The sequence below is a fragment of the Pseudomonas sp. B22(2017) genome (assembly GCF_002113105.1).
GTDB classification, from domain to species: domain Bacteria; phylum Pseudomonadota; class Gammaproteobacteria; order Pseudomonadales; family Pseudomonadaceae; genus Aquipseudomonas; species Aquipseudomonas asiatica.
Map to the genome: position 1 here is coordinate 395,851 of NZ_NEJN01000005.1, position 19,661 is coordinate 415,511.

Sequence of the window (19,661 nt, forward strand, 5' to 3'; positions counted from 1 at the left end):
GAAATCAGAGCTTTCCTTGATGACGTGATTGGGCAGGGCCCGGACGCAGACGATTGTACAAGGCCAACAGCAGACCGAGCAGTAGCAAGGCGCCCGGGGCCAGGCTGGCCAGGTGCAGGCCGATACCGTCGGCCAGCCATTGGCGGCTGGCACCAAGCAGCAGGCATGTGGCAAACAACGCGCAAAGGTGGCCGGCGAGCAGGCGCCAGCGCCCTTGATCGGGCAGCAGGTAGTCAATGGCCAGGCATTGCAGGCACAGCAGTGCGGGATAGTGGCCGAGGGCGAGTGCCAGTGGCAGCAGCCAGGCACGCAGTGCCAGTTGCAAGCAACTGGCCAGGGCCGCCAGAACCAGCAGGCTGGCCAGTACATAGGTCCAGGTGGCGGACCGTCGGCGCAGGGGTGCCATTGATAGCTGGTGAAGGCTGCTCAGCAGCACTGCGCACACGCCTATGGTGGCGCCTTCGCTCAGTGTTCGGGTGGCGCCCAGCAGAGGCACCAGGCTTGCACCGAGCAGGTAGAGCCTATTCATGCGTGGCGCCCTCCAGCAATACGCTGCGCTGCTCATCGAAGTAGCTCAGCGCTTCCTGTAGCGCGACGATCACTGCACGTGAGGTCACGGTTGCGCCGGCCAACTGGTCAAAGTCGCCCTGGTCGCGCTTCAGCGCCCAGTGATCGCCCAGCTGACGGTTGGCAAATTGCCCCAGCCAGTTCAGCTGCGCATCACCCAGGCGTGCACCCAGCCCAGGGCTTTCCTGTTGCTCGACCACCTGGCTGCCGATCAGTCGGCCGTCCGCTGCGATGGCCACGCTCAACACGATAGGCCCGGCATAGCCCTGGACCTTTGTGACCAGTATGACGGCGGCCGGTTTACCCGCCAGCGTTGCCCGGTAAGCTGCCAGGATGCGGCTGTTTGGCCGCTGTGCGGCGGGCTTGGGCAACGGGCTGTCCAAAGGTTGGTTGTCGTAACTGCCTTCTGGCAACACCGCCAGCCGCTGGCGGCTATTCAGTTGCTTCTCGGCGTCGGCGATGGCTGCGCTGGTCCAGTGCCGCCAGGCCAAAGTGGTCGACAGCGCCAGTGCTCCAGTCAGGAGCAACAAACCCACATCGCGTACCAGGCGCTTCATCGGGCAACCTGCTGGCGCTGCAGAGCCAGGCGTTCGAGGCTCGGCGCCATGAGGTTCATGAGCAGGACGGCGAACGCTGTACCGTCCGGGTAGCTACCCCAGGTGCGGATCAGATAGATCAGCAGGCCCGCCCCCAGGCCGAAACCCAGCTTCGCCCACTCCTGCCGGGGCCCGGACACCGGTTCGGTGGCAATGAAGAACGCCGCCATCATGGTCGAGCCGGAGAACAGGTGCACCAGGGGGGAGCCGTTGGAGTCCGAGCCCGAGCCATTCCAGCCCAGCAGGCTGAACAGGAACAACCCAGCCAGCAGACCGACCGGCGCATGCCAACTGATAACCTTGCGTTGCAGCAGGAACAGGCCGCCCAGCAGGAACGCCAGGTTGACCCATTCGCTGCCCCGTCCACCGATGCTGCCGAAGCCCGGGTGACCGGCGAACAGTTCATCGATGGTCAGGCTGTGGTTGTGGCGAAGACCGTCGAGCAGCGTCGGCCTGGCCCAGGCATCGATCTGCTCGCCGCCGGCGAACACCAGCTGCAGGCTGTCGAGCAGGCCTGGTGCCGGCCCTGGCCAATGGTTCATCTGCAACGGGAAGCTCAGCAGCACGAAGGCGTAGCCGACCATGGCCGGGTTGAACAGGTTGCGCCCAACCCCGCCAAAGGCCTGCTTGCCGATGCCGATGGCAACGCTGGTAGCGACCACCGGCAACCACCAGGGTGCCAAGGTGGGCAGGGCGGCGGCCAGCAGCACGGCGGTCACCAGCGCGCTGCCGTCGTTCAGCGCCGTGCGCAGCGGTTGTGCTCGCAAGGTAAGCAACAGCGCCTCGCACAGCAGCGCGGTGCTGGCGCACAGCAACAGGTTCAGTAGCAAACTCCAGCCATGCAGCCAGAACAGCGCCAGCAGGCCAGGTACGCAGGCCAGCAACACCAGGCCCATGCTGGTGCGTAGCCGCGGGTCGGGCTTGGCGGTCATTGGGCGAACAGCCCGTTGAAGCCGGAAAACGCCATGGCCATTACTCCGGCCCCAAGCAGTTCGATGGGCAGGCCGCGCATTGCCCCGGGGACGTCGGCATGAGCGCTGCGCTGGCGCAGGTCGGCGAACAGCACCAACGCCAGCCAGAAGCCGCCGCCGGCCAGCAGGCCTTGCAGCAAGGTAGCGAGCCATGTGCTTTCGTCGCTTGCCTGTTGCAGGGTCAAGCCCAGTACTACCGCGTTGCTCAACAGCAGCGCGGGCAGTTGCGTCACCGGCCAGTTCGGGCGCCATCTTGTCAGTAGCCATGGTACGCCCCAGGCAAGCACGGCCAGCCAGGGCAACAACAGGAACAGGGCAAGGTCCTGGGCTTGCAGTGGGGCAAGCACCCCGCGCACCAGTAGTTGTGCGCCGATCACGCCCAAGGCAATGCACAGTGCGCAGGCAAGGCCGTGCACGTGGAGGTGCAGCCTTGGGAATGGCTGTTGTTGCAGGCACAGGTGATTGACCAGCGCAGCGCTGATCAGTACCAGGATGTAGTCGCTCATGAGATGACGATAGCCGGGAATCGGGGCGATTGTCCGGGTTTGGCATCAAGGTGCCGGAGTCATTGTGAAAGTGGGCGTGCCCGCGAACACCGGCAACGCCGGTGCCATGCACCGCGTAGTCAGTCTCGCGGGCACGCCCGCTCCCACAAGGTCCAGCAGGTTTTGTTACTTGATGCGCTGGCCTGGCTTGGCACCGCTGTCCGGGCTCAGCAGGTAGATCTCTTCACCGCCAGGCCCGGCCGCCATGACCATCCCTTCGGACACCCCAAAGCGCATCTTCCGTGGCTTGAGGTTGGCCACCATCATGGTCAGCCGGCCTTCCAGCTGGGACGGGTCGGGGTACGCCGACTTGATGCCGGAAAACACGTTGCGGCGCTCGTCACCGATGTCCAGGGTCAGTTGCAGCAGCTTGTCCGCGCCCGGTACGGCCTCGGCCTTGACGATCAGCGCCACGCGCAGGTCGACGGCAGCGAAGGTGTCGAACTCGATTTCCGCCGACAGTGGGTCCTTGGCCAGCTCGCCATTGCCGGCCGGGGCCTTGGCTTCGGCGGCCAGCAGGTCTTCCTTGCTGGCGGCGACCATGGCTTCGACCTTGGCCGGTTCGATGCGGCTCATCAGCGCCTTGAACGGGTTCAGCTGATGGTTTTCCAGGCGCGACAGGTGGTCGTTCCAGGTCAGTGGTGCCACGTTGAGGAAGGCCTCGGCGTCAGCAGCCAGCACCGGCAGCACCGGTTTGAGGAAAATCACCAACTGGCGGAACAGGTTGATGCCCTGGGCGCAGATGGCCTGAACTTCATCCTGCTTGCCTTCCTGTTTGGCCAGCGACCATGGGGCCTTGTCGGCAATCCAGGCGTTGGCGCGGTCGGCCAGCGCCATGATTTCGCGCATGGCACGGCCGAAGTCGCGGCCTTCATAGGCGTCGGCGATCGACGGGGCAGCCGCCAGGAAGGCTTCGGTCAGCTCCGGTGCAGCATCGCCAGCCACCATCACCCCTTCATTGCCCTTGTGGATGAAACCGGCGCAACGGCTGGCGATGTTGACCACCTTGCCGACCAGGTCGGAGTTGACCTTCTGCACGAAGTCTTCCAGGTTCAGGTCCAGGTCATCGACACCGCGGCCCAGCTTGGCAGCGTAGTAGTAACGCAGGTATTCCGGCTGCAGGTGGTCGAGGTAGGTGCGGGCCTTGATGAAGGTACCGCGCGACTTGGACATCTTGGCGCCGTTCACGGTCAGGTAGCCGTGCACGTTGACCGCGCTCGGCTTGCGGAAGCCCGCGCCTTCGAGCATGGCTGGCCAGAACAGGGCGTGGAAGTTGACGATGTCCTTGCCGATGAAGTGGTACAGCTCGGCCTTGGAGCCTTCGTTCCAGAACGCGTCGAAGTCCAGCTCCGGGCGGCGTGCACAGAGGTTCTTGAAGCTGGCCATGTAGCCGATCGGTGCATCCAGCCACACGTAGAAGTACTTGCCTGGCTCGCCTGGGATCTCGAAGCCGAAGTACGGCGCGTCGCGCGAGATGTCCCACTCCTGCAGGCCCGAGTCCAGCCATTCGGCCAGCTTGTTGGCTACCGCGTCCTGCAGCGTGCCGCTACGGGTCCACTGCTGCAGCATGGCCTGGAAGTCCGGCAGCTTGAAGAAGAAGTGCTGGGAATCACGCAATACCGGGGTGGCACCAGAGATGGCCGACTTGGGGTTCTTCAGCTCGGTGGGCGCGTAGGTGGCGCCGCATTTCTCGCAGTTGTCGCCGTACTGGTCTTCGGCCGCGCACTTGGGGCAGGTGCCCTTGATGAAGCGGTCGGCGAGGAACATGCCCTTTTCCGGGTCGAAATACTGGGTTACCGAACGGGTGGCGATGTGCCCGGCGTCTCGCAGGCGCGCGTAGATCAGGCCCGACAGTTCGCGGTTTTCTTCGCTGTGGGTAGAGTGGAAGTTGTCGAAGTCCACCAGGAAGTCGGCGAAGTCGCTGCTGTGTTCGGCCTGGACGTTGGCGATCAGCTGTTCCGGGGTGATGCCTTCCTTCTCGGCGCGCAGCATGATGGCCGAACCGTGGGCGTCGTCGGCGCAGACGTAGATGCACTGGTTGCCGCGCAGCTTCTGGAAGCGGACCCACATGTCTGTCTGGATGTACTCGAGCATATGGCCAAGGTGGATCGATCCGTTGGCATAGGGCAAGGCGCTGGTGACGAGAATCTGACGTGGCTCGGACATGGTGGCTCGGCTACTTATCTGGCGACGGGGTAAAAATGAGGTTGATCGGCCACTATAAAGGGCTGGCGAAGATATTTCACCCCGCATGCGCATCTGCTGACGATTGACGGGTTAGGATAGGCGTCTGTTTTACATTCAGTTTGCCATTGGGAGTCTCCATGAGTGCCGTCACCCGTGCCGCCGTCGAAGGCGTGCTTCGCCAGTACACCGACCCCTACCTGAACCAGGACCCGATCAGCGCCGGCTGTGTGCGCGCAATCGATATCCAGGGCGGCCAGGTCAGCGTGCAATTGCAACTGGGTTATGCCGCAGGGCTGTTCAAGAACGGCTGGGCCCAGGTGCTGCAGACCGCCATCGGCAACCTGGAGGGCGTCAGCAGTGCCCAGGTGTCGATCGACTGCGTGGTGGCTGCGCACAAGGCCCAGGCCCAGGTGCCGGCAATGGCCAACGTCAAGAACATCGTCGCCGTGGCCTCGGGCAAGGGCGGTGTGGGCAAGTCGACCACCGCTGCCAACCTGGCCCTGGCGCTGGCTCGCGAGGGCGCGCGAGTGGGTATTCTTGATGCCGATATCTATGGCCCCAGCCAGGGCGTTATGTTCGGCATCGCCGAAGGCACCCGCCCGCAGATTCGCGAGCAGAAGTGGTTCGTGCCGATCAAGGCCCATGGCGTGGAAGTCATGTCCATGGCGTTCCTTACCGACGACAACACGCCGATGGTATGGCGTGGCCCTATGGTTTCCGGCGCGCTGCTGCAGCTGGTGACCCAGACTGCCTGGGACGACCTGGATTACCTGGTGATCGACATGCCGCCGGGCACCGGTGACATCCAGCTGACCCTGGCGCAGAAGGTACCGGTTGCCGGTTCGGTGATCGTCACCACCCCGCAGGACCTGGCCCTGCTGGATGCCAAGAAGGGCGTGGAGATGTTCCGCAAGGTCAACATCCCGGTGCTGGGCGTGGTGGAGAACATGGCCGTGCACATCTGCTCGAACTGCGGTCATGCCGAGCACCTGTTCGGCGAAGGCGGTGGCGAGAAGCTGGCGAGCCAGTATGGCGTCGACCTGTTGGCGTCGTTGCCGCTGTCGATGCTGATTCGCGAGCAGGCCGATAGTGGCAAGCCGACGGCGATCGCCGAGCCGGAAAGCCAGATTGCGATGGTCTATCAGGAGCTGGCCCGTCAGGTGGGCGCGCGGATCGTGCTGCAGGAAGCTGCTGCGCCGGCGATGCCTAGCATTACCATCAGCGAAGATTGATCTGTCAGATCGCGTCGCTCTCTTCGCGGGCAAGCCCGCGAAGCAGGCGACACGGTCTTTCGGCCAGGCATAAAAAACCCGCCGGAAGGCGGGTTTTTTGAAAGCTAGGAAGCTTCGATCGACTTAGGCGATCTGAACTTCTTCAGCCTGCATGCCTTTCTGGCCGCGGGTAGCGACGAAAGTAACAGCCTGGCCTTCTTTCAGGGTTTTGAAGCCGTCAGCTTGGATGGCTTTGAAGTGCACGAACAGGTCGTCGCCCGACTGAGGGGTGATGAAGCCGTAGCCTTTCTCATCGTTGAACCACTTAACAACACCGGATTGACGGTTGGACATTTTTCTGTCTCCTTGGACAATTTGATAACGGTCAGGAAAAACCCTGGCCGGGACTGAGCGCAAAGAGAGCAGAAAATTCAGCGATGGGCCGATCAGGATCGTGCATCAAACTAGAGATTCTCGGTGTCACGTGCAGCACAGTGGCGCCACCTTACCCCACTTTCCGCAACCTGCCAATGGTCAGAAGGCGCTTTACGCAAATTCGGATCGACGGCGGCTGAAGCCCCCGCCCGGCGCGGGATGAGGCATGGAACTTTAACCTGGGCGCCGGGACCGGTAAGATGCGCGTCTCGAATTTTCACCTCGCAACTCTTCAGGACACCCCGCCATGAGCATCAAATCGGACAAGTGGATTCGCCGCATGGCGCAGGAACACGGCATGATCGAACCGTTCGTCGAGCGCCAGGTGCGCGGCGAACAGGACAGCCGGGTGATCTCCTTCGGCGTCTCCAGCTACGGCTACGACGTGCGCTGCGCCGACGAATTCAAGGTGTTTACCAATATCAACTCGGCCACCGTCGACCCGAAGAACTTCGATGCAGGCAGTTTCGTCGACATCAAGAGCGACGTGTGCATCATCCCGCCGAACTCCTTCGCCCTGGCGCGTACCGTCGAGTATTTCCGCATTCCGCGTGATGTGTTGACCATCTGCCTGGGCAAGAGCACCTACGCCCGTTGCGGCATCATCGTCAATGTCACCCCGCTCGAGCCCGAGTGGGAAGGCCATGTGACACTGGAGTTCTCCAATACCACCACGCTGCCGGCGAAGATCTACGCCAACGAAGGTGTGGCCCAGATGCTGTTCCTGCAGTCCGACGAAGAATGCGAAGTGTCGTACAAGGACCGTGGCGGCAAGTACCAGGGCCAGCGCGGCGTCACCCTGCCGCGTACCTGAGCCGACAAGCGCGGGGAATTCCCAGCGCCTTTGGCACTCCAACTGGATAACGCCGGTACGCATGACGCGTAGCGGCCTTGCCAGGAGCAGCCAATGAAACTCCACCCCGCAATCAGTGCCAAGCTGGCAGGCCTGCAGCCCAACCACGTCGGGTTGCTACCATGGTCACTGCTGGCACACCCGCTGCCGATGCAGGCGGGGGGCGTGCCCCACCAGCCTGACCCGGATACCCCGCAACCGCCGGAGCCCGGTGATACACCACCCATGGAGCCGGGCGAGCCGACCCTGCCGGACGAGCCTCCACCGGCACCTGTAGCCTGAGTGATCCGGGCTAGAGCGGCCAGACGCGGTCTGCACCGGTCAGGAACACCCGGCTGGCGCCCGTGGGGGCGATTTCCCAACCCCCGGTAAATTCACCGAACGCCGGCAGCAGGCTGACCTGTCCATCGATCAGGAAGCAGGGCAATCGCAGGCGTTGCCGAGCCTTGCCGCGCAGGACGAATACCGGGTGTACGTGCCCTGCCAACACCGGTTGGGTCGGGTGGGGGCGGGGTTCGTGCTGTAGCGCAAAGGGTTCCAACAGCCAAGGTTCGCTCACGACTTCGATACCAAGTGGCGCGGGCGGGTCACCGGCGTTTCGATCGTGATTGCCGCGGATCAGCACGATTTTCAGGGTTCTGTGGCGCTCTCGCCAGGCCTGCAGCGTTGCCAAAGTTGCCGGCGCCTGCGCTGCGCGCGCATGCAGAAAATCGCCAAGAATGATCAGTTGCTCGCAATCATGCCTTGCCAGCAATGCATCCAGGCGGGAGAGTGTCGCCTCGGTGGTGCCGCGCGGTACCGGTTGGTGCAAGGCGCGATAGCTTGCTGCCTTGCCGATGTGCACGTCGGCCACCAGCAGGGCATGACGGGCTGGCCAGTAGATGGCCTTGTCCGAAAGCAGCCAGAGCACTTGGCCATGGTGTTCGATGGGTAGAAGGTTGGTCATTCCGTAGCGTCCGCCGCACTGTTCAGTTCCGCGACCATCCTCGCAATCCGGTCCGCCAGTCTCTCGGTGCTCAACGTTTCGCGCATGCCTTCCACCAGCAAGGCAAATGCCAACGGTCCGGGCCGTTTGAGTGGTCGCAGTTCCAGCTGTAACTGGCCCATCTTCAGCAATTGCCGGTGCAACCGCTCGATCTCCAGTTCCTCATTCAGCACCTCGTCCCGTGCCTGGGCCAGCAGCAGGTTGCCGGTGTCATGCTTGCGAAATACCTCATAAAACAAGCCGCTGGAGGCCTGGATCTGCCTGAGGCTTTTCTGCGCCGCCGGATACCCGCCAAACACCAACCCGGCAATCTGTGCGATCTCGCGAAAACGACGCAACGCCATTTCTCCTGCGTTGAGGCTGGCCAGCACATCATCCAGCAGGTGTTCGGTACCAAGTGCCTGCGGCAGGTGCGTCGTCCAGTCCACCTTGCCTGGACTGAGCAGTTCGAAACCGTAGTCATTGACCGCAATCGAAACCGAAAGCGGCTGCACGCGGCTCACCCGCCAGGCGATCAGGTTGGCCAGGCCAAGGTTGGCCATGCGCCCGGCGAACGGATACAGGAACAGGTGCCAACCCTGGCGCGACTTGAAGGTTTCTGCCAGCAGCGTTTCGGGGGTGGGCAGCGCCGACCATTGCGCCTGCAAGGCCAGCAGGGGGCGTACTGCACGCATCTCCGGGCTTTGAAAGCGCCCTTGGGATGCTGCGCCGAGCTGCTCGACCAGTGCGTCGGCCAGTTCGCTGGAGAGCGGCATGCGGCCACCATTCCAGCGTGCAACCGCTGCCTTGCGCGCGGTACTGCGGCGTACGTAGGCCGTCATGTTTTCCACGCGCACCAGTTCCAGCACTCGCCCGGCGAACACCAAGGTGTCGCCAGGGCGCAAACGGGCAATGAACGCCTCTTCGACGCTGCCCAGCGCCTTGCCCCCGCCACCCTTGCTCCAGTACTTGAGCTGCAGGCTGGCGTCGCTGACGATGGTACCGATACTCATGCGGTGGCGACGTGCCAAACGTTCGCTGGCAACCTTGTAAGTGCCGTCGGGCTGGCGCTCGACGCGCTGGTAATCTGGGTAGGCGCTGAGTGAGCTGCCGCCATGGCAGACGAAGTCCAGCGCCCATTGCCACTGGCTGTCACGCAATTCGCTGAAGGCCCAGGTACTGCGCACTTCGGCCAGCAACTGCTGCGGGTGAAAGCCGCTGCCCAAAGCCATGCTTACCAAGTGTTGCACCAGCACGTCCATGCACAAGCGCGGCGAATGCCGGGCTTCGATGTGCCCGGCTGCCAGGGCGTGCCTGGCGGCGGCTGCTTCCACCAGTTCCAGGCTGTGGGTGGGCACCAGAGTCACCCGGGAGCGCCGCCCCGGCGCATGGCCGGAGCGCCCGGCCCGTTGCACGAGACGGGCAATGCCCTTGGCGGAACCGATCTGCAGTACTCGCTCCACGGGCAGGAAGTCCACCCCCAGGTCCAGGCTGGAGGTGCAGATCACTGCCTTCAGGTTGCCTTGCTTGAGGCTGCGCTCGACCCAGTCACGGGTATCGCGGGCCAGTGAGGCATGGTGCAAGGCAATCAGCCCGGCCCACTCGGGGCGTACCTCGAGCAGGGCCTGGTACCAGAGTTCGGCCTGCGCCCGAGTGTTGGTGAAGACAAGGCAACTAGTGCTGGCATCTATCTCCCGGCTGACCTGATCGAGCATCTTCAAACCCATGTGCCCGGCCCAGGGGAAGCGCTCGATGGCCGTTGGCAGCAGGGTATCGACCTGCAACTGCTTGTCCTGTCGGCCTTGTACCAGCAGGCCGCCTTGTGGCAGCAATACGTCCAGCGCATGTTGGAGATTGCCGAGGGTCGCGGACAGGCCCCAGGTCGGCAGGCTCGGGTGCCAGTGGCGCAGGCGGGCCAAAGCCAGTTGCAGTTGTACTCCACGCTTGTTGCCCAGTAGTTCGTGCCATTCGTCCACCACTACCAGGCGCAGTGTGGCGAAGTCTTCGCGAGCTTGTGCCCGGGTCAACAGCAGCGTAAGGCTTTCAGGGGTAGTGACCAGTACGCTGGGCAGGCGCCGTGCTTGCCGGGCACGTTCGGCACTGCCGGTGTCGCCGCTGCGAATGCCCACGCTCCAGGGCAGGCCCAGGTCGTCCAGCGGCATCTGCAGTGCGCGGGCGGTGTCGGCGGCCAAGGCTCGCATGGGGGTAACCCACACCACCTGCAAGGGTGCAGCATGACGTCCTTGGGCTTCGGCCTTGAAGGCCCTCAGTGCGGCGAGCCATACCGCGTAGGTCTTGCCGGCACCGGTACTGGCATGCAGCAAGCCGGATTCGCCCCGTTCCACGGCGGCCCAGACGCGGCGCTGGAAAGCGAAAGGCTTCCAGCCACGCTTGGCGAACCAGGCCTTGGCGAGGTCGGTGGCGGCGGGCATGGGGCATAGGGTCCTTCGGTGGCTGTGTTTCTACAGACAACCAGCCAGGCGCAATGGTTTTACTGGATCAGTTTGCCAGCAGATAGCCGCTGCGGCACACCTGCTCGCCTGCGACGTGGGCGATGACCATGCCTGCGGTAGCCATGCGCCGTACGTTACGTGCATACAGCAGGCCGGGCTGGCTGTTGCGGATGGCCGTCACCCGGTCGCTGAGCGGGTCGATGACTTCAGCGATCAACTGGCCCGCCTCCAGGTGCTGGCCTGGCCGGGCGTGGTACACCAGCAACCCGCCCAGTGGCGTTATCACCGGTTCTACTGCGGCCAGTGGTGTGGCCGGGCAGCGCAAGGCGGGCAGGGCCGGGCTTGCGCCTTCGATGACCCCCGCATGGGTAAGGAAGTCGAGGATCGCCTGGCAGTCCTTGCTGGCCAGGTCGTGGCTGACATCGGCCTGGCCGCGCAACTCGACGGTGACCGAGCAGCAGCCCAGCGGAATCGGGAAACGTTTGCCGAAGCGTTGTTGCAGCTGCCACCAGACCAGGCTGAAGCATTCATCGAACGACTGCCCGCCAGAGTCGGTGGCCAGCAGGCTGGCTTGGGCACCCAGGTAGCGGGCCAGAGGTTCGATCTGCGGCCAGGCGTCTGGCGTGGTGTACAGGTGCTCGACCGCCTCGAAGTCGCAGTGCAGGTCGAGCACCATGTCGGCATCGCAGGCAAGGCGCTGCAATATCAGGCGTTGGGCCTGCAGCGGTGTGCGCGCCGGGTGTGCGTCCAGCCCCCGCCGCAGGTATTCGCGGATCAGCGCGAGGTTGTGTGCCGGGTCTTCGGTCAGGTGTTCTTCGATCTGGTCGCCGATGCTGTCGGAAAGATCGACGAAGTTACGGTTGAAGTTCTCGCCGCTTTGCAGTTCGAATCGTCCCAGCGGTGCGTCCAGCAGCACTTGTTCCAGGCCGACCGGGTTGGCCACCGGCACCAGGATGATCTCGCGCTGCAGGCGGCCTTGCTGTTCCAGTTCACCCAGGCGGCTTTTGAGGTGCCAGGCCACCAGCATGCCGGGCAGCTCGTCGGCATGCAGCGAGGCCTGGATATAGACTTTGCCGCCACCGCGAGGTCCGAAGTGGAAGCTGTGCAACTGGCGGGTGATGCCCGGAACGGGCGAGAGCAGGTCGTGAGTTGAGTGGTGCATGGTGGTCCTGGGTGCGTGGCGAAAACGGTCTGCGACACAGTCGGCACAAAGATGGAAGCACAGTTTTCGGGCTTGCGCCTCCTTCGATTGCGTCCCGATTACCCCGTCGGCTTCTTCGCGGGCGTGCCTGCTCCCACAAGGAACCTCACAATCCTCCCGGCCTGTGATGAACCTGCGGGAGCGGGCGTGCCCGCGAAAAAGCCAACGCCGTATCGAAATGGTTTCAGGCCAGCAGCGCCTGCAATGTAGCCAGGTCATCCGCTTCTTCCACTGGCTTGTCCAGCCGCCAGCGCAGCATCCGCGGAAAGCGCACGGCGATGCCGCTCTTGTGTCTCCTGGACAGGGCGATGCCCTCGAAGCCCAACTCGAACACCAGCGTCGGCGTCACGCTGCGCACCGGCCCGAAGGTTTCAACCGTGGTCTTGCGGATGATGGCGTCGACCTTGCGCATTTCTTCGTCACTGAGCCCTGAATAGGCCTTGGCAAAGGGGACCAGTGCCCGACCCGGCGTACCGGCTGGCGCGTCCCACACGGCGAAGGTGTAGTCGCTGTACAAGCTGGCCCGCCGGCCGTGGCCGCGCTGAGCATAGATCAGCACGGCATCGACGCTGAACGGGTCGATCTTCCACTTCCACCAGGTGCCCATGTCCTTGGTGCGCCCCACGCCATACAACGCCTCTCGCTGTTTCAGCATCAGCCCTTCCACCCCCAGGCTGCGGGACTGTTCGCGCTGGCGGGCAAGGTCGGCCCAGTCCTGGCCTTCGAGCAGAGGCGAGAGCAATACCGGGGCCAATGGGTGCTGCTCAAGTACCAGCTCCAGCTGCTGGCGGCGTACATGCTGCGGACGGCTGCGCCAGTCCTCGCCTTGCCATTCCAGCAGGTCGTAGGCCTGCAGCACGACCGGGGCGTCGCTCAGCAGCTTCTTGCCCAAGGTCTTGCGTCCCAGGCGCTGCTGCAACAGGGCAAATGGCTGCACGGCCAGCTCAGCCGCTGAGCCACCAGGTTTCCAAACCAGGATCTCGCCATCGAGCACGACACCGTCGGGTAACGTCTGCGCCAGGCCGTGCAATTCGGGGAAGCGTTCGGTGACCAGTTCCTCACCGCGCGACCAGACCCACAGCTGGCCTTCGCGCTTGACCACCTGGGCGCGAATGCCGTCCCATTTCCACTCGATTTGCCATTCGCTCGGCGGCCCGAGCAGTGTATCGAGCTGTTCGGTTGATACCTGCAGGGGGTGGGCCAGGAAAAACGGGTAGGGCTGGCCGCCACGCAAGCTATGTTCATCGTCTGATTCCGGGGCTATCAGCCGTTGATAGCTGACTGCCGTCGGGCGGTGGCTGATGTCGGTGTAGCCAACCAGGCGCTGGGCCACGCGTTTGGCATCCAGCCCGGCCAGTTGCGCGAGGGCGCGAGTGACCAACAGCTTCGATACGCCCACGCGAAAGCTGCCAGTGATGAGTTTCAGGCAGAGCATCAGGCTGGGGCGGTCCAGCTGGGCCCAAAGAGGCGGCAGGCGTTGCTGGATCTCCTCGACCGGCAGGTTCCGCAATGGCAGCAGATGGGCTTCGACCCAGCGGGCGAGGCCGTCGTCGCCAGGGTGGCGGCTTTCCGGAACCAGCAGGGAAATGGTTTCGGCCAGGTCGCCAACGGCCTGGTAGCACTCCTCGAAAAGCCAGTCAGGCAGCCCCGCCAACCTGCCGGCCAGCTCCCGTAGCACGCGTGTAGGCACCAGTTGGCGGGGGCGGCCACCTGCCAGGAAGTACACCGCCCAGGCGGCATCCACAGGCGGGGCGGTGTTGAAGTAGTCGCGTAGCGCCTTGAGCTTTGCAGTGCTGGAGGTGGTCGCATCCAGCCTCATGTACAGCTCGGCGAATGCTTTCATGCGCCTGGCTCCGTGGTCACAATGTCATCTTCCTCACCGTACTCGGTCACGAAGGCGCGGGCATCGAGGCCTTGTTCGATGAGGTAGCGCACCAGCACATTGACCGAACCATGGGTGACCATCACGCGTTCTGCGCCGGTCTGGCCGATGGCCCAGAGCAATCCCGGCCAATCGGCATGGTCCGAGAGCACGAAACCTCGGTCTACCCCACGCCGGCGTCGGGTGCCGCGCAACAGCATCCAGCCACTGGCAAAGGCATCGCTGTAGTCGCCGAAACGGCGCATCCAACTGCTGCCACCCGCCGAAGGCGGTGCCAGGACCAGTGCCTGGCGCAGCAGCGGGTCGTTGCGAGGGATATCGCCGACATAGCGGGTTTGCGGAAGGTAGACGCCAGCGTCCCGGTAAACCCGGTTGAGTGGTTCGACAGCACCATGCACGAGGACAGGGCCAATGTTGGCGTCCAGCCCGTGGAGGATTCGCTGGGCCTTGCCGAAGGCATAGCAGAACAGCACGCTGGCTTTGCCCTGTTCGCTATTGGCGCGCCACCAGTTATTGATGCCGGTGAAAATCTCGCCCTGGCTGGGCCAACGGTAGATGGGCAGGCCGAAGGTCGATTCGCTGATGAACGTGTGGCAGCGCACCGGTTCGAACGGCGTGCAGGTGCCGTCGGGTTCCACTTTGTAGTCGCCGGAGGCGACCCAGACCTCGCCCTGGTACTCCAGGCGCACTTGCGCCGAGCCCAGTACATGCCCGGCCGGGTGCAGGCTCAGGGTTACGCCATGGTGCAGCAGGCGTTCGCCGTACGGCAGGGTTTGCAGGTGGATGTCCTGGCCCAGGCGGCTGCGCAGGATGCCGGCGCCTGAGGCGGCGGTGAGGTAATGGCGGTTGCCGACGCGGGCATGGTCGCCGTGACCATGGGTAATAACAGCGCGGTCTACGGGGCGCCACGGGTCGATGTAGAAATCACCGGGCGGGCAGTACAGGCCTTCGGGGCGGGCGATGACGAGGTCCATGGCTCAACGTCTGGAGTAGGGCTTGCTAGGTCAGAGTGGCGAGGCCTGCGACAAGTTCTATGTGTGAGGCAGCCCTCTCGAGGGCTGCCAGACCCGCGTCAGGAAATAGCGACCTTCCAGCCCGATTTTCGGGCTTCTTCGATGCTGATCTTGGCGACGCGGGCGATGTTCAGGCGTTTGCCGTCATGCATCAGATATGGCGAAGCGCGGAAGTGATCCCAAGTGGTATCGACGCTGTCGGGCAGCAGGTCCTCGGTGTCATAAGCGATTTCCAGGGTGACCGGTGAAGAAACCGCAGGGGCGCTGGCATCTCCGTCGCTGATCATGCGGTAGTCGGCGATTGCGGTTCCCAGCCAAAGTTGTGCATTGACGGTAGCGCCAGCTGGAACTTTGAGCGTATCAGGCCAGGAAATTTCAATTTTCAGGGTTTCTGTAGCCATGTTCATCATCCTCTTGATGGAAAGTGTGCCGCACCTGTCCGGGAACAGTGCGGCACCGAGGATGCTAGGTAGCTGGGTGGCTGCCGGTAAGCAGGAAAGGCTCCACTAGCGCCCAGGCACCAACGTCAAACGCTGGTTGCCATACGCCCGCCCGAAGTTCTGCTGCTGCAGTGGCAGGCTCATGAAGCGCCCTTTGAACCAGGCATCCAGCCCATCGCTGTAATGCGTGCTGGCCGGGTTGCCGGACTGCCCGCTGCTGGTCAGCACCTGCAACGGCTCGGCCTGGCCGAAGTCGACGATCATCCGTGCCGAGGCCGGCAGGCGGGTGTCGAAGTCGCTGCCCCAAGCGTATGGCGTCAGGGCCAGGGTGGTAAAGTCGCCACCGGCAGCCAGCGGCGGGCGACCGAGGGCATCGCCCAGGCCATGGTAGGCCGGTGCAGGCCAGCGGTACTGGTGCAGCTTGCCCCACTGCCAGGCGCGGCGGTCGGCTCCCAGTTGAGCGGTGCCGGCATCCACAGCACCAGCCAGGCTGCGGGCGAGAATGGCCGGCTTGTCTTCTTTCTGCGGGGTATTGCGGTCATCCCAGAACGGGCTGTCGTCGCGGCCCAGCAGGTGGTCGGCCTGCGCCGAGAACGACAAGCGGGCATTGCTGACGAACGCCTGCCAGGCCGGGCCGGATTCCGGGCCCAGGTCATCAAGGAAGGTTTGCCGGGCGACTTCCTGGAGGAACAGTTCGTACAGTGCGGCATCGGCCGACACCGGGCTCAGGCGGCCATCGAAGGCCTTGAGCCGGGCCAGCGCGTCGCTGGCCTTGTCGCGCTGTGCGGCGGGCAGGGCGTCGATCGCCTGCTTGAGCGGCTGGGCCATGCCCGGGGCGTCGAACATCTGCTTGAGCTTGTCGGCCAGCAGGGTGGTCTGGTCGTTCTGCAGGGCCATCAGGCTGCGGCTGTCGTGGCGGCCATTGCCGGCCAACTGGGCCAGGCGCTCGGCGCGTTCTGGGTAGTACCAGGTGCTGGACAGCTGCATGCCATAGCCACGCGGAAGGCTGCGCTGGTTGGCGTGGCCGATCCAGCCGGCGGGCGGGTCCTGATCGTAAGGGTGCAGCATCGGGTCGGCATAGCCGTCCCAGTCGTAGCGCCCGTCCCAGCCAGGCGACGGCAGCAGGCCCTGGCCTTCGCGGCGGTTGGGGTAGCGGCCACTGACTTGCCAGCCGATGTGCTCGGGTTCGGCGAAGACGAAGTTGAGGGCGGCGGCGGTCACTTCACGGGTACTGTCGAAGGCACGCTCCACGCTCTTGGCACGGGTCAGGTCGAACAGCGCATCCAGGCTGCGGTCGCCCTTGAACTGTGGCAGGTTCAGCGCCAGGCCCAGGCTGGCATTGCCTGGCTGGGCCAGCAGGGTGCCGTGGCGGGTGTCGTACATCACCTCGCGCAGCGGGCGCTGGCCGCGGACGAAGAAGGTTTCGGTACGGGCGCGGGCCGGCAGCCATTTGCCGTCGGCGAGGTAGCTCAGTTGGCTGCCCTGGTGGCGCAGTTGCTCCAGATACAAGTCCTGGTTGTCGGCCATGACCGCGCTGCTGCTCCAGGCCAGCTTGCCGTTGTAGCCGGCCAGCACGATCGGCAGGCCAGGCAACGACAGGCCGGCGACCTGGTACTTGCCGGTGTGGATCTGCACCGGGCTCAGGGCCCAGGCGGCTCGGCTGTCGCTGGCCAGCAAGCTTTTGCCGCTGCGGCTGCGCTGCGGCGCCAGGGCCAGGTTGGCCGAGCCCGGGCTGCCCAGAAGGTCGAGGTCGGCCAGCTTCTGGCTGGCGGCTGCCAGGGCTGGCAGCCCCGGCAACTGGCTGGCCAGGTTCAGGCCCTTGAGCTTGTCCACTTCGGCTTCGGCCAACGGCTCGTCCGGGGCACCGGGTAGCAGCCAGGCCAGCTTGTCGCTGCCGGCTTTTTGCGCCAGGGTCAGGGCGCTCAGTTCTTCCTGCAGGTTCACCGACTGGCTGAACGCATACAGGCTGAAGATCAGTGCCGAGTCCTCGGGCTTCCAGTATTCGGGGCGGTATCCACTGCTGGCCAGGCCGGCGGGCAGCTTGTCGCGGTAGCGGAACAGGTAGGCGTTGACCCCGCGTGCATACACTTCGAAGAAGCGCTTGAGCCGTGGCGACGCGTCGGCGTACTGCTGGGCGGCGCTTTGTTTGAGGTTGGCCGCGCGCATCAGGCGGTCGATGTCCAGCGCGTCGCTGCCGGCCAGTTCTGCCAGGCGGCCCTGGGCCAGCAGGCGCATGGCGACCATCTGCTCGATGCGGTCGCCGGCATGCACATAGCCCAGGCTGAACAGGGCGTCATGGAAGCTGCTGCTTTCGATCAGTGGTGCGCCCATTGCGTTGCGCCGTACCGAGACGTTCTGCGCCAGGCCCTTGAGCGGCTGCACGCCGCTGGTCGGTGGCACGCTGCCCTGGTAGCCGCCCGTCTGGCAGCCGGCCAGCCCGAGCATGCCGAGCAGCGTGGCAGCGGTTGCGAACCGCGGGCGGAATGGAGGAAAGGCGGAGGCGGCCATGACAAGGGCTCCTGCAAGGCGTGGCGGGTTTCGAAAGGCGCTAAGGTAGTGAGCGCGCAGGCGCCGTGCAAGGTCCCTGGGCGGTTTATTTTTTGTGCTTGGCGTGGGGTGTGTGGTGCCTGTGAGATCGAGCGCCGCCCGCGCGGCGCTTCGCAGCACAAGGCTGCTCCTACATTTGTTTCAGGCCAATTATTCCTGTGAGGTTTGTGCGCGAACGCTTTGGCGTATGGCTCGATATCGCGTTGTACGAACAAGGCGGTCGCGTGCACTGGCATAGGCATTACTGGCCCGAAACAGATGTAGGAGCAGCCTTGTGCTGCGAAGCGCCGCGCGGGCGGCGCTCGATTTGCGCGCCACCTCAAAAATCAAGACATGCACTCAAACCTTGAAATGTTCGGCCACGGCGTCGGAAAAGTGCGTGCAATTGATGCGAGCAAGGCGTTGATAGTCACGGCTGACGGCGAAGGCCGAGCCTGGCATCAATAGCACCTTGTGCTGTTCCAGGCGACGCATGAAGGGCTGCAGGTCGGCCAGTTCGGGGTGGTAGACCCACAGGAACATGCCACCTTGGGGCGTTATGTCGAATTGCCAGCCACGCGCCCGCAACAACTGCTGGGTCTGCGCCTGCTGCCGGATCAGGCGCTGCTGCAGGTCTTGCATGTGCCGGGCATAGGTGCCGTCGGACAAAATGGTGTTGACGAAGCGCTCGCAAAACGCCGGTACCGCCACGCAGGTCAGCAGCTTCAGGCGTGTCAGCGGCTCCATCAGCTCTGCCGAGCATGCGATGTAGCCCACGCGCAATGAGGCGGACAGGCATTTCGAGAAGCTGCCGATGTAGATGACCCGCTCAAGGTCGTCCAGTTCGGCAAAGGTCTGGCGCACACCCGGGCTGAAGTCGCCGTAGACATCGTCCTCGACCACGAAGAAGTCGTGTTCCACCGCCAGGCGCAGGACGCTGAAGGCATTGTGCGGGCTGATGTTGCCGCCGGTCGGGTTGTGGAAGGTGCTGTTGCAGAAGAATGCCTTGACCTTGTGCCTGGCCAGGTGCTCCTTCATGTCTTCCACGCTCGGTCCGTCCTGGGTTCGGCGCACCCCGACCACATGGCCGCCGGCCAACTGGATCAGCTTGATCAGGTTGCCATTGCCAGGCTCGTCGACGAACACGTGATCGCCTGGCTTGATCAACAACCGCGCCACCAGGTCCAGCGCTTGTGTGGCGCCCAGCGTAGTCAGCAACTGACTTGGCCGGGCATCCACACGGGTCAGGCGTTTCAGGTGCACGCACAACTGCTTGCGCATGGGCAGATAGCCCTGGATGTCGCCATATTCTGCCAGCGAACTCTGCTCCAGGCGTGCCGTGCGCCGAATTGCCCTGGCCAGCAGCTCGGTGTCTCGCCAGGCGGGTGGCAGCCAGCCGCTGCCCAGTTTGGTGTAGTGCTGGCCCCCCTGCAGCAACTTGAACAGCGGGTCGTCGGCCATGCCTGCGGGCGTATCCACTGTGCCGGTTTGCCGTGTGTGGCTGGCGACGAAGTAGCCGCGGCCAGGAATGGCGGTCAACACACCTTCGCTTACCAATCGGGCATAGCTGGAGACGACATCGTGGTAGCTGCAGCCAACCGCCGCCGTCAGCTTGCGGATGGACGGCATGCGCTGGCCAGGCAGCCATTCGCCGGCTTCGAGGCGCTGTTTCAACTGGTCATGAAGGCTGTGCGGGCGCATGGCGGGTCCAGCAGCTGTTAGAAAAAACAGCCTAACAGTTAACTGGAAAGCGCGTCGACTGTTCGAACTACAGGGCGCGGCAGATGCCACCATGCACCTGTCGGCATCTTTCCAAT

The 19,661-nt window shown here is 64.1% G+C and carries 17 protein-coding genes; 3 read left to right on the forward strand and 14 right to left on the reverse strand.

The window, feature by feature from the left end; all coding sequences use genetic code 11:
* Window positions 1-4: 4 nt before the first annotated feature.
* The 5 genes from CAG18_RS14290 to metG all read right to left on the reverse strand — a co-directional run bounded on the left by CAG18_RS14290 (window position 5) and on the right by metG (window position 4,845).
* Complete coding sequence (locus CAG18_RS14290) at window positions 5-529, reverse strand: Rnf-Nqr domain containing protein (RefSeq protein WP_015271558.1); 525 nt, start codon at window positions 527-529, stop codon at window positions 5-7.
* A complete protein-coding gene (locus CAG18_RS14295) occupies window positions 522-1,124 on the reverse strand; it encodes an RnfABCDGE type electron transport complex subunit G (protein ID WP_085721067.1) in 603 nt (200 codons plus the stop codon). The genes CAG18_RS14290 and CAG18_RS14295 overlap by 8 nt, the downstream gene beginning before the upstream one ends.
* A complete protein-coding gene (locus CAG18_RS14300; protein ID WP_085721068.1) occupies window positions 1,121-2,095 on the reverse strand; it encodes an RnfABCDGE type electron transport complex subunit D in 975 nt (324 codons plus the stop codon). The genes CAG18_RS14295 and CAG18_RS14300 overlap by 4 nt, the downstream gene beginning before the upstream one ends.
* A complete protein-coding gene (locus CAG18_RS14305) occupies window positions 2,092-2,640 on the reverse strand; it encodes an Rnf-Nqr domain containing protein (RefSeq protein ID WP_085721069.1) in 549 nt (182 codons plus the stop codon). The genes CAG18_RS14300 and CAG18_RS14305 overlap by 4 nt, the downstream gene beginning before the upstream one ends.
* A gap of 165 nt (window positions 2,641-2,805) precedes the next feature.
* Window positions 2,806-4,845 carry a methionine--tRNA ligase gene (gene metG, locus CAG18_RS14310; protein WP_015271555.1) on the reverse strand — a complete coding sequence of 680 codons (2,040 nt, stop codon included), beginning with the start codon at window positions 4,843-4,845 and terminating at the stop codon, window positions 2,806-2,808.
* A gap of 158 nt (window positions 4,846-5,003) precedes the next feature.
* Here metG and apbC point away from each other — a divergent pair, with 158 nt between their 5' ends.
* The gene (gene apbC / locus CAG18_RS14315) at window positions 5,004-6,098 is read left to right on the forward strand and encodes an iron-sulfur cluster carrier protein ApbC (protein WP_061304814.1); all 1,095 of its coding nucleotides are present in this window, start codon (window positions 5,004-5,006) and stop codon (window positions 6,096-6,098) included.
* Window positions 6,099-6,221: 123 nt separating this feature from the next.
* On the opposite strand, the gene CAG18_RS14320 is transcribed toward apbC, so the two are convergent.
* Window positions 6,222-6,431, reverse strand: coding sequence for a cold-shock protein (locus CAG18_RS14320; protein WP_003254922.1), 210 nt, complete (start codon window positions 6,429-6,431; stop codon window positions 6,222-6,224).
* 328 nt (window positions 6,432-6,759) lie between these two features.
* Between CAG18_RS14320 and dcd the strand changes: the two genes are divergently transcribed.
* The gene (gene dcd / locus CAG18_RS14325; RefSeq protein ID WP_003258001.1) at window positions 6,760-7,326 is read left to right on the forward strand and encodes a dCTP deaminase; all 567 of its coding nucleotides are present in this window, start codon (window positions 6,760-6,762) and stop codon (window positions 7,324-7,326) included.
* Between the two features lie 93 nt (window positions 7,327-7,419).
* Window positions 7,420-7,647, forward strand: coding sequence for a hypothetical protein (locus tag CAG18_RS14330; RefSeq protein WP_015271553.1), 228 nt, complete (start codon window positions 7,420-7,422; stop codon window positions 7,645-7,647).
* Between the two features lie 10 nt (window positions 7,648-7,657).
* Here CAG18_RS14330 and pdeM read toward each other — a convergent pair whose 3' ends face one another.
* The 8 genes from pdeM to CAG18_RS14370 all read right to left on the reverse strand — a co-directional run bounded on the left by pdeM (window position 7,658) and on the right by CAG18_RS14370 (window position 19,545).
* Window positions 7,658-8,311: a ligase-associated DNA damage response endonuclease PdeM gene (pdeM, locus tag CAG18_RS14335; protein WP_085721070.1), complete on the reverse strand. Its 654-nt coding sequence runs from the start codon at window positions 8,309-8,311 to the stop codon at window positions 7,658-7,660.
* A complete protein-coding gene (locus CAG18_RS14340; RefSeq protein ID WP_015271551.1) occupies window positions 8,308-10,761 on the reverse strand; it encodes a ligase-associated DNA damage response DEXH box helicase in 2,454 nt (817 codons plus the stop codon). The genes pdeM and CAG18_RS14340 overlap by 4 nt, the downstream gene beginning before the upstream one ends.
* Before the next feature lie 67 nt (window positions 10,762-10,828).
* Complete coding sequence (locus tag CAG18_RS14345) at window positions 10,829-11,944, reverse strand: succinylglutamate desuccinylase/aspartoacylase family protein (RefSeq protein ID WP_015271550.1); 1,116 nt, start codon at window positions 11,942-11,944, stop codon at window positions 10,829-10,831.
* 223 nt (window positions 11,945-12,167) lie between these two features.
* Window positions 12,168-13,826, reverse strand: a complete 1,659-nt coding sequence (locus CAG18_RS14350) for an ATP-dependent DNA ligase (RefSeq protein ID WP_085721071.1) — start codon at window positions 13,824-13,826, stop codon at window positions 12,168-12,170.
* Window positions 13,823-14,839, reverse strand: a complete 1,017-nt coding sequence (locus tag CAG18_RS14355; RefSeq protein WP_015271548.1) for a ligase-associated DNA damage response exonuclease — start codon at window positions 14,837-14,839, stop codon at window positions 13,823-13,825. Before CAG18_RS14355 ends, CAG18_RS14350 begins: the two co-directional genes overlap by 4 nt.
* A gap of 98 nt (window positions 14,840-14,937) precedes the next feature.
* Entirely contained in the window at window positions 14,938-15,279 is a 342-nt protein-coding gene (locus CAG18_RS14360) for a hypothetical protein (RefSeq protein ID WP_054573727.1), read from the reverse strand.
* Between the two features lie 105 nt (window positions 15,280-15,384).
* A complete protein-coding gene (locus CAG18_RS14365) occupies window positions 15,385-17,826 on the reverse strand; it encodes a penicillin acylase family protein (protein ID WP_085721072.1) in 2,442 nt (813 codons plus the stop codon).
* Between the two features lie 378 nt (window positions 17,827-18,204).
* A complete protein-coding gene (locus tag CAG18_RS14370) occupies window positions 18,205-19,545 on the reverse strand; it encodes a PLP-dependent aminotransferase family protein (protein ID WP_085721073.1) in 1,341 nt (446 codons plus the stop codon).
* Window positions 19,546-19,661: the final 116 nt, after the last annotated feature.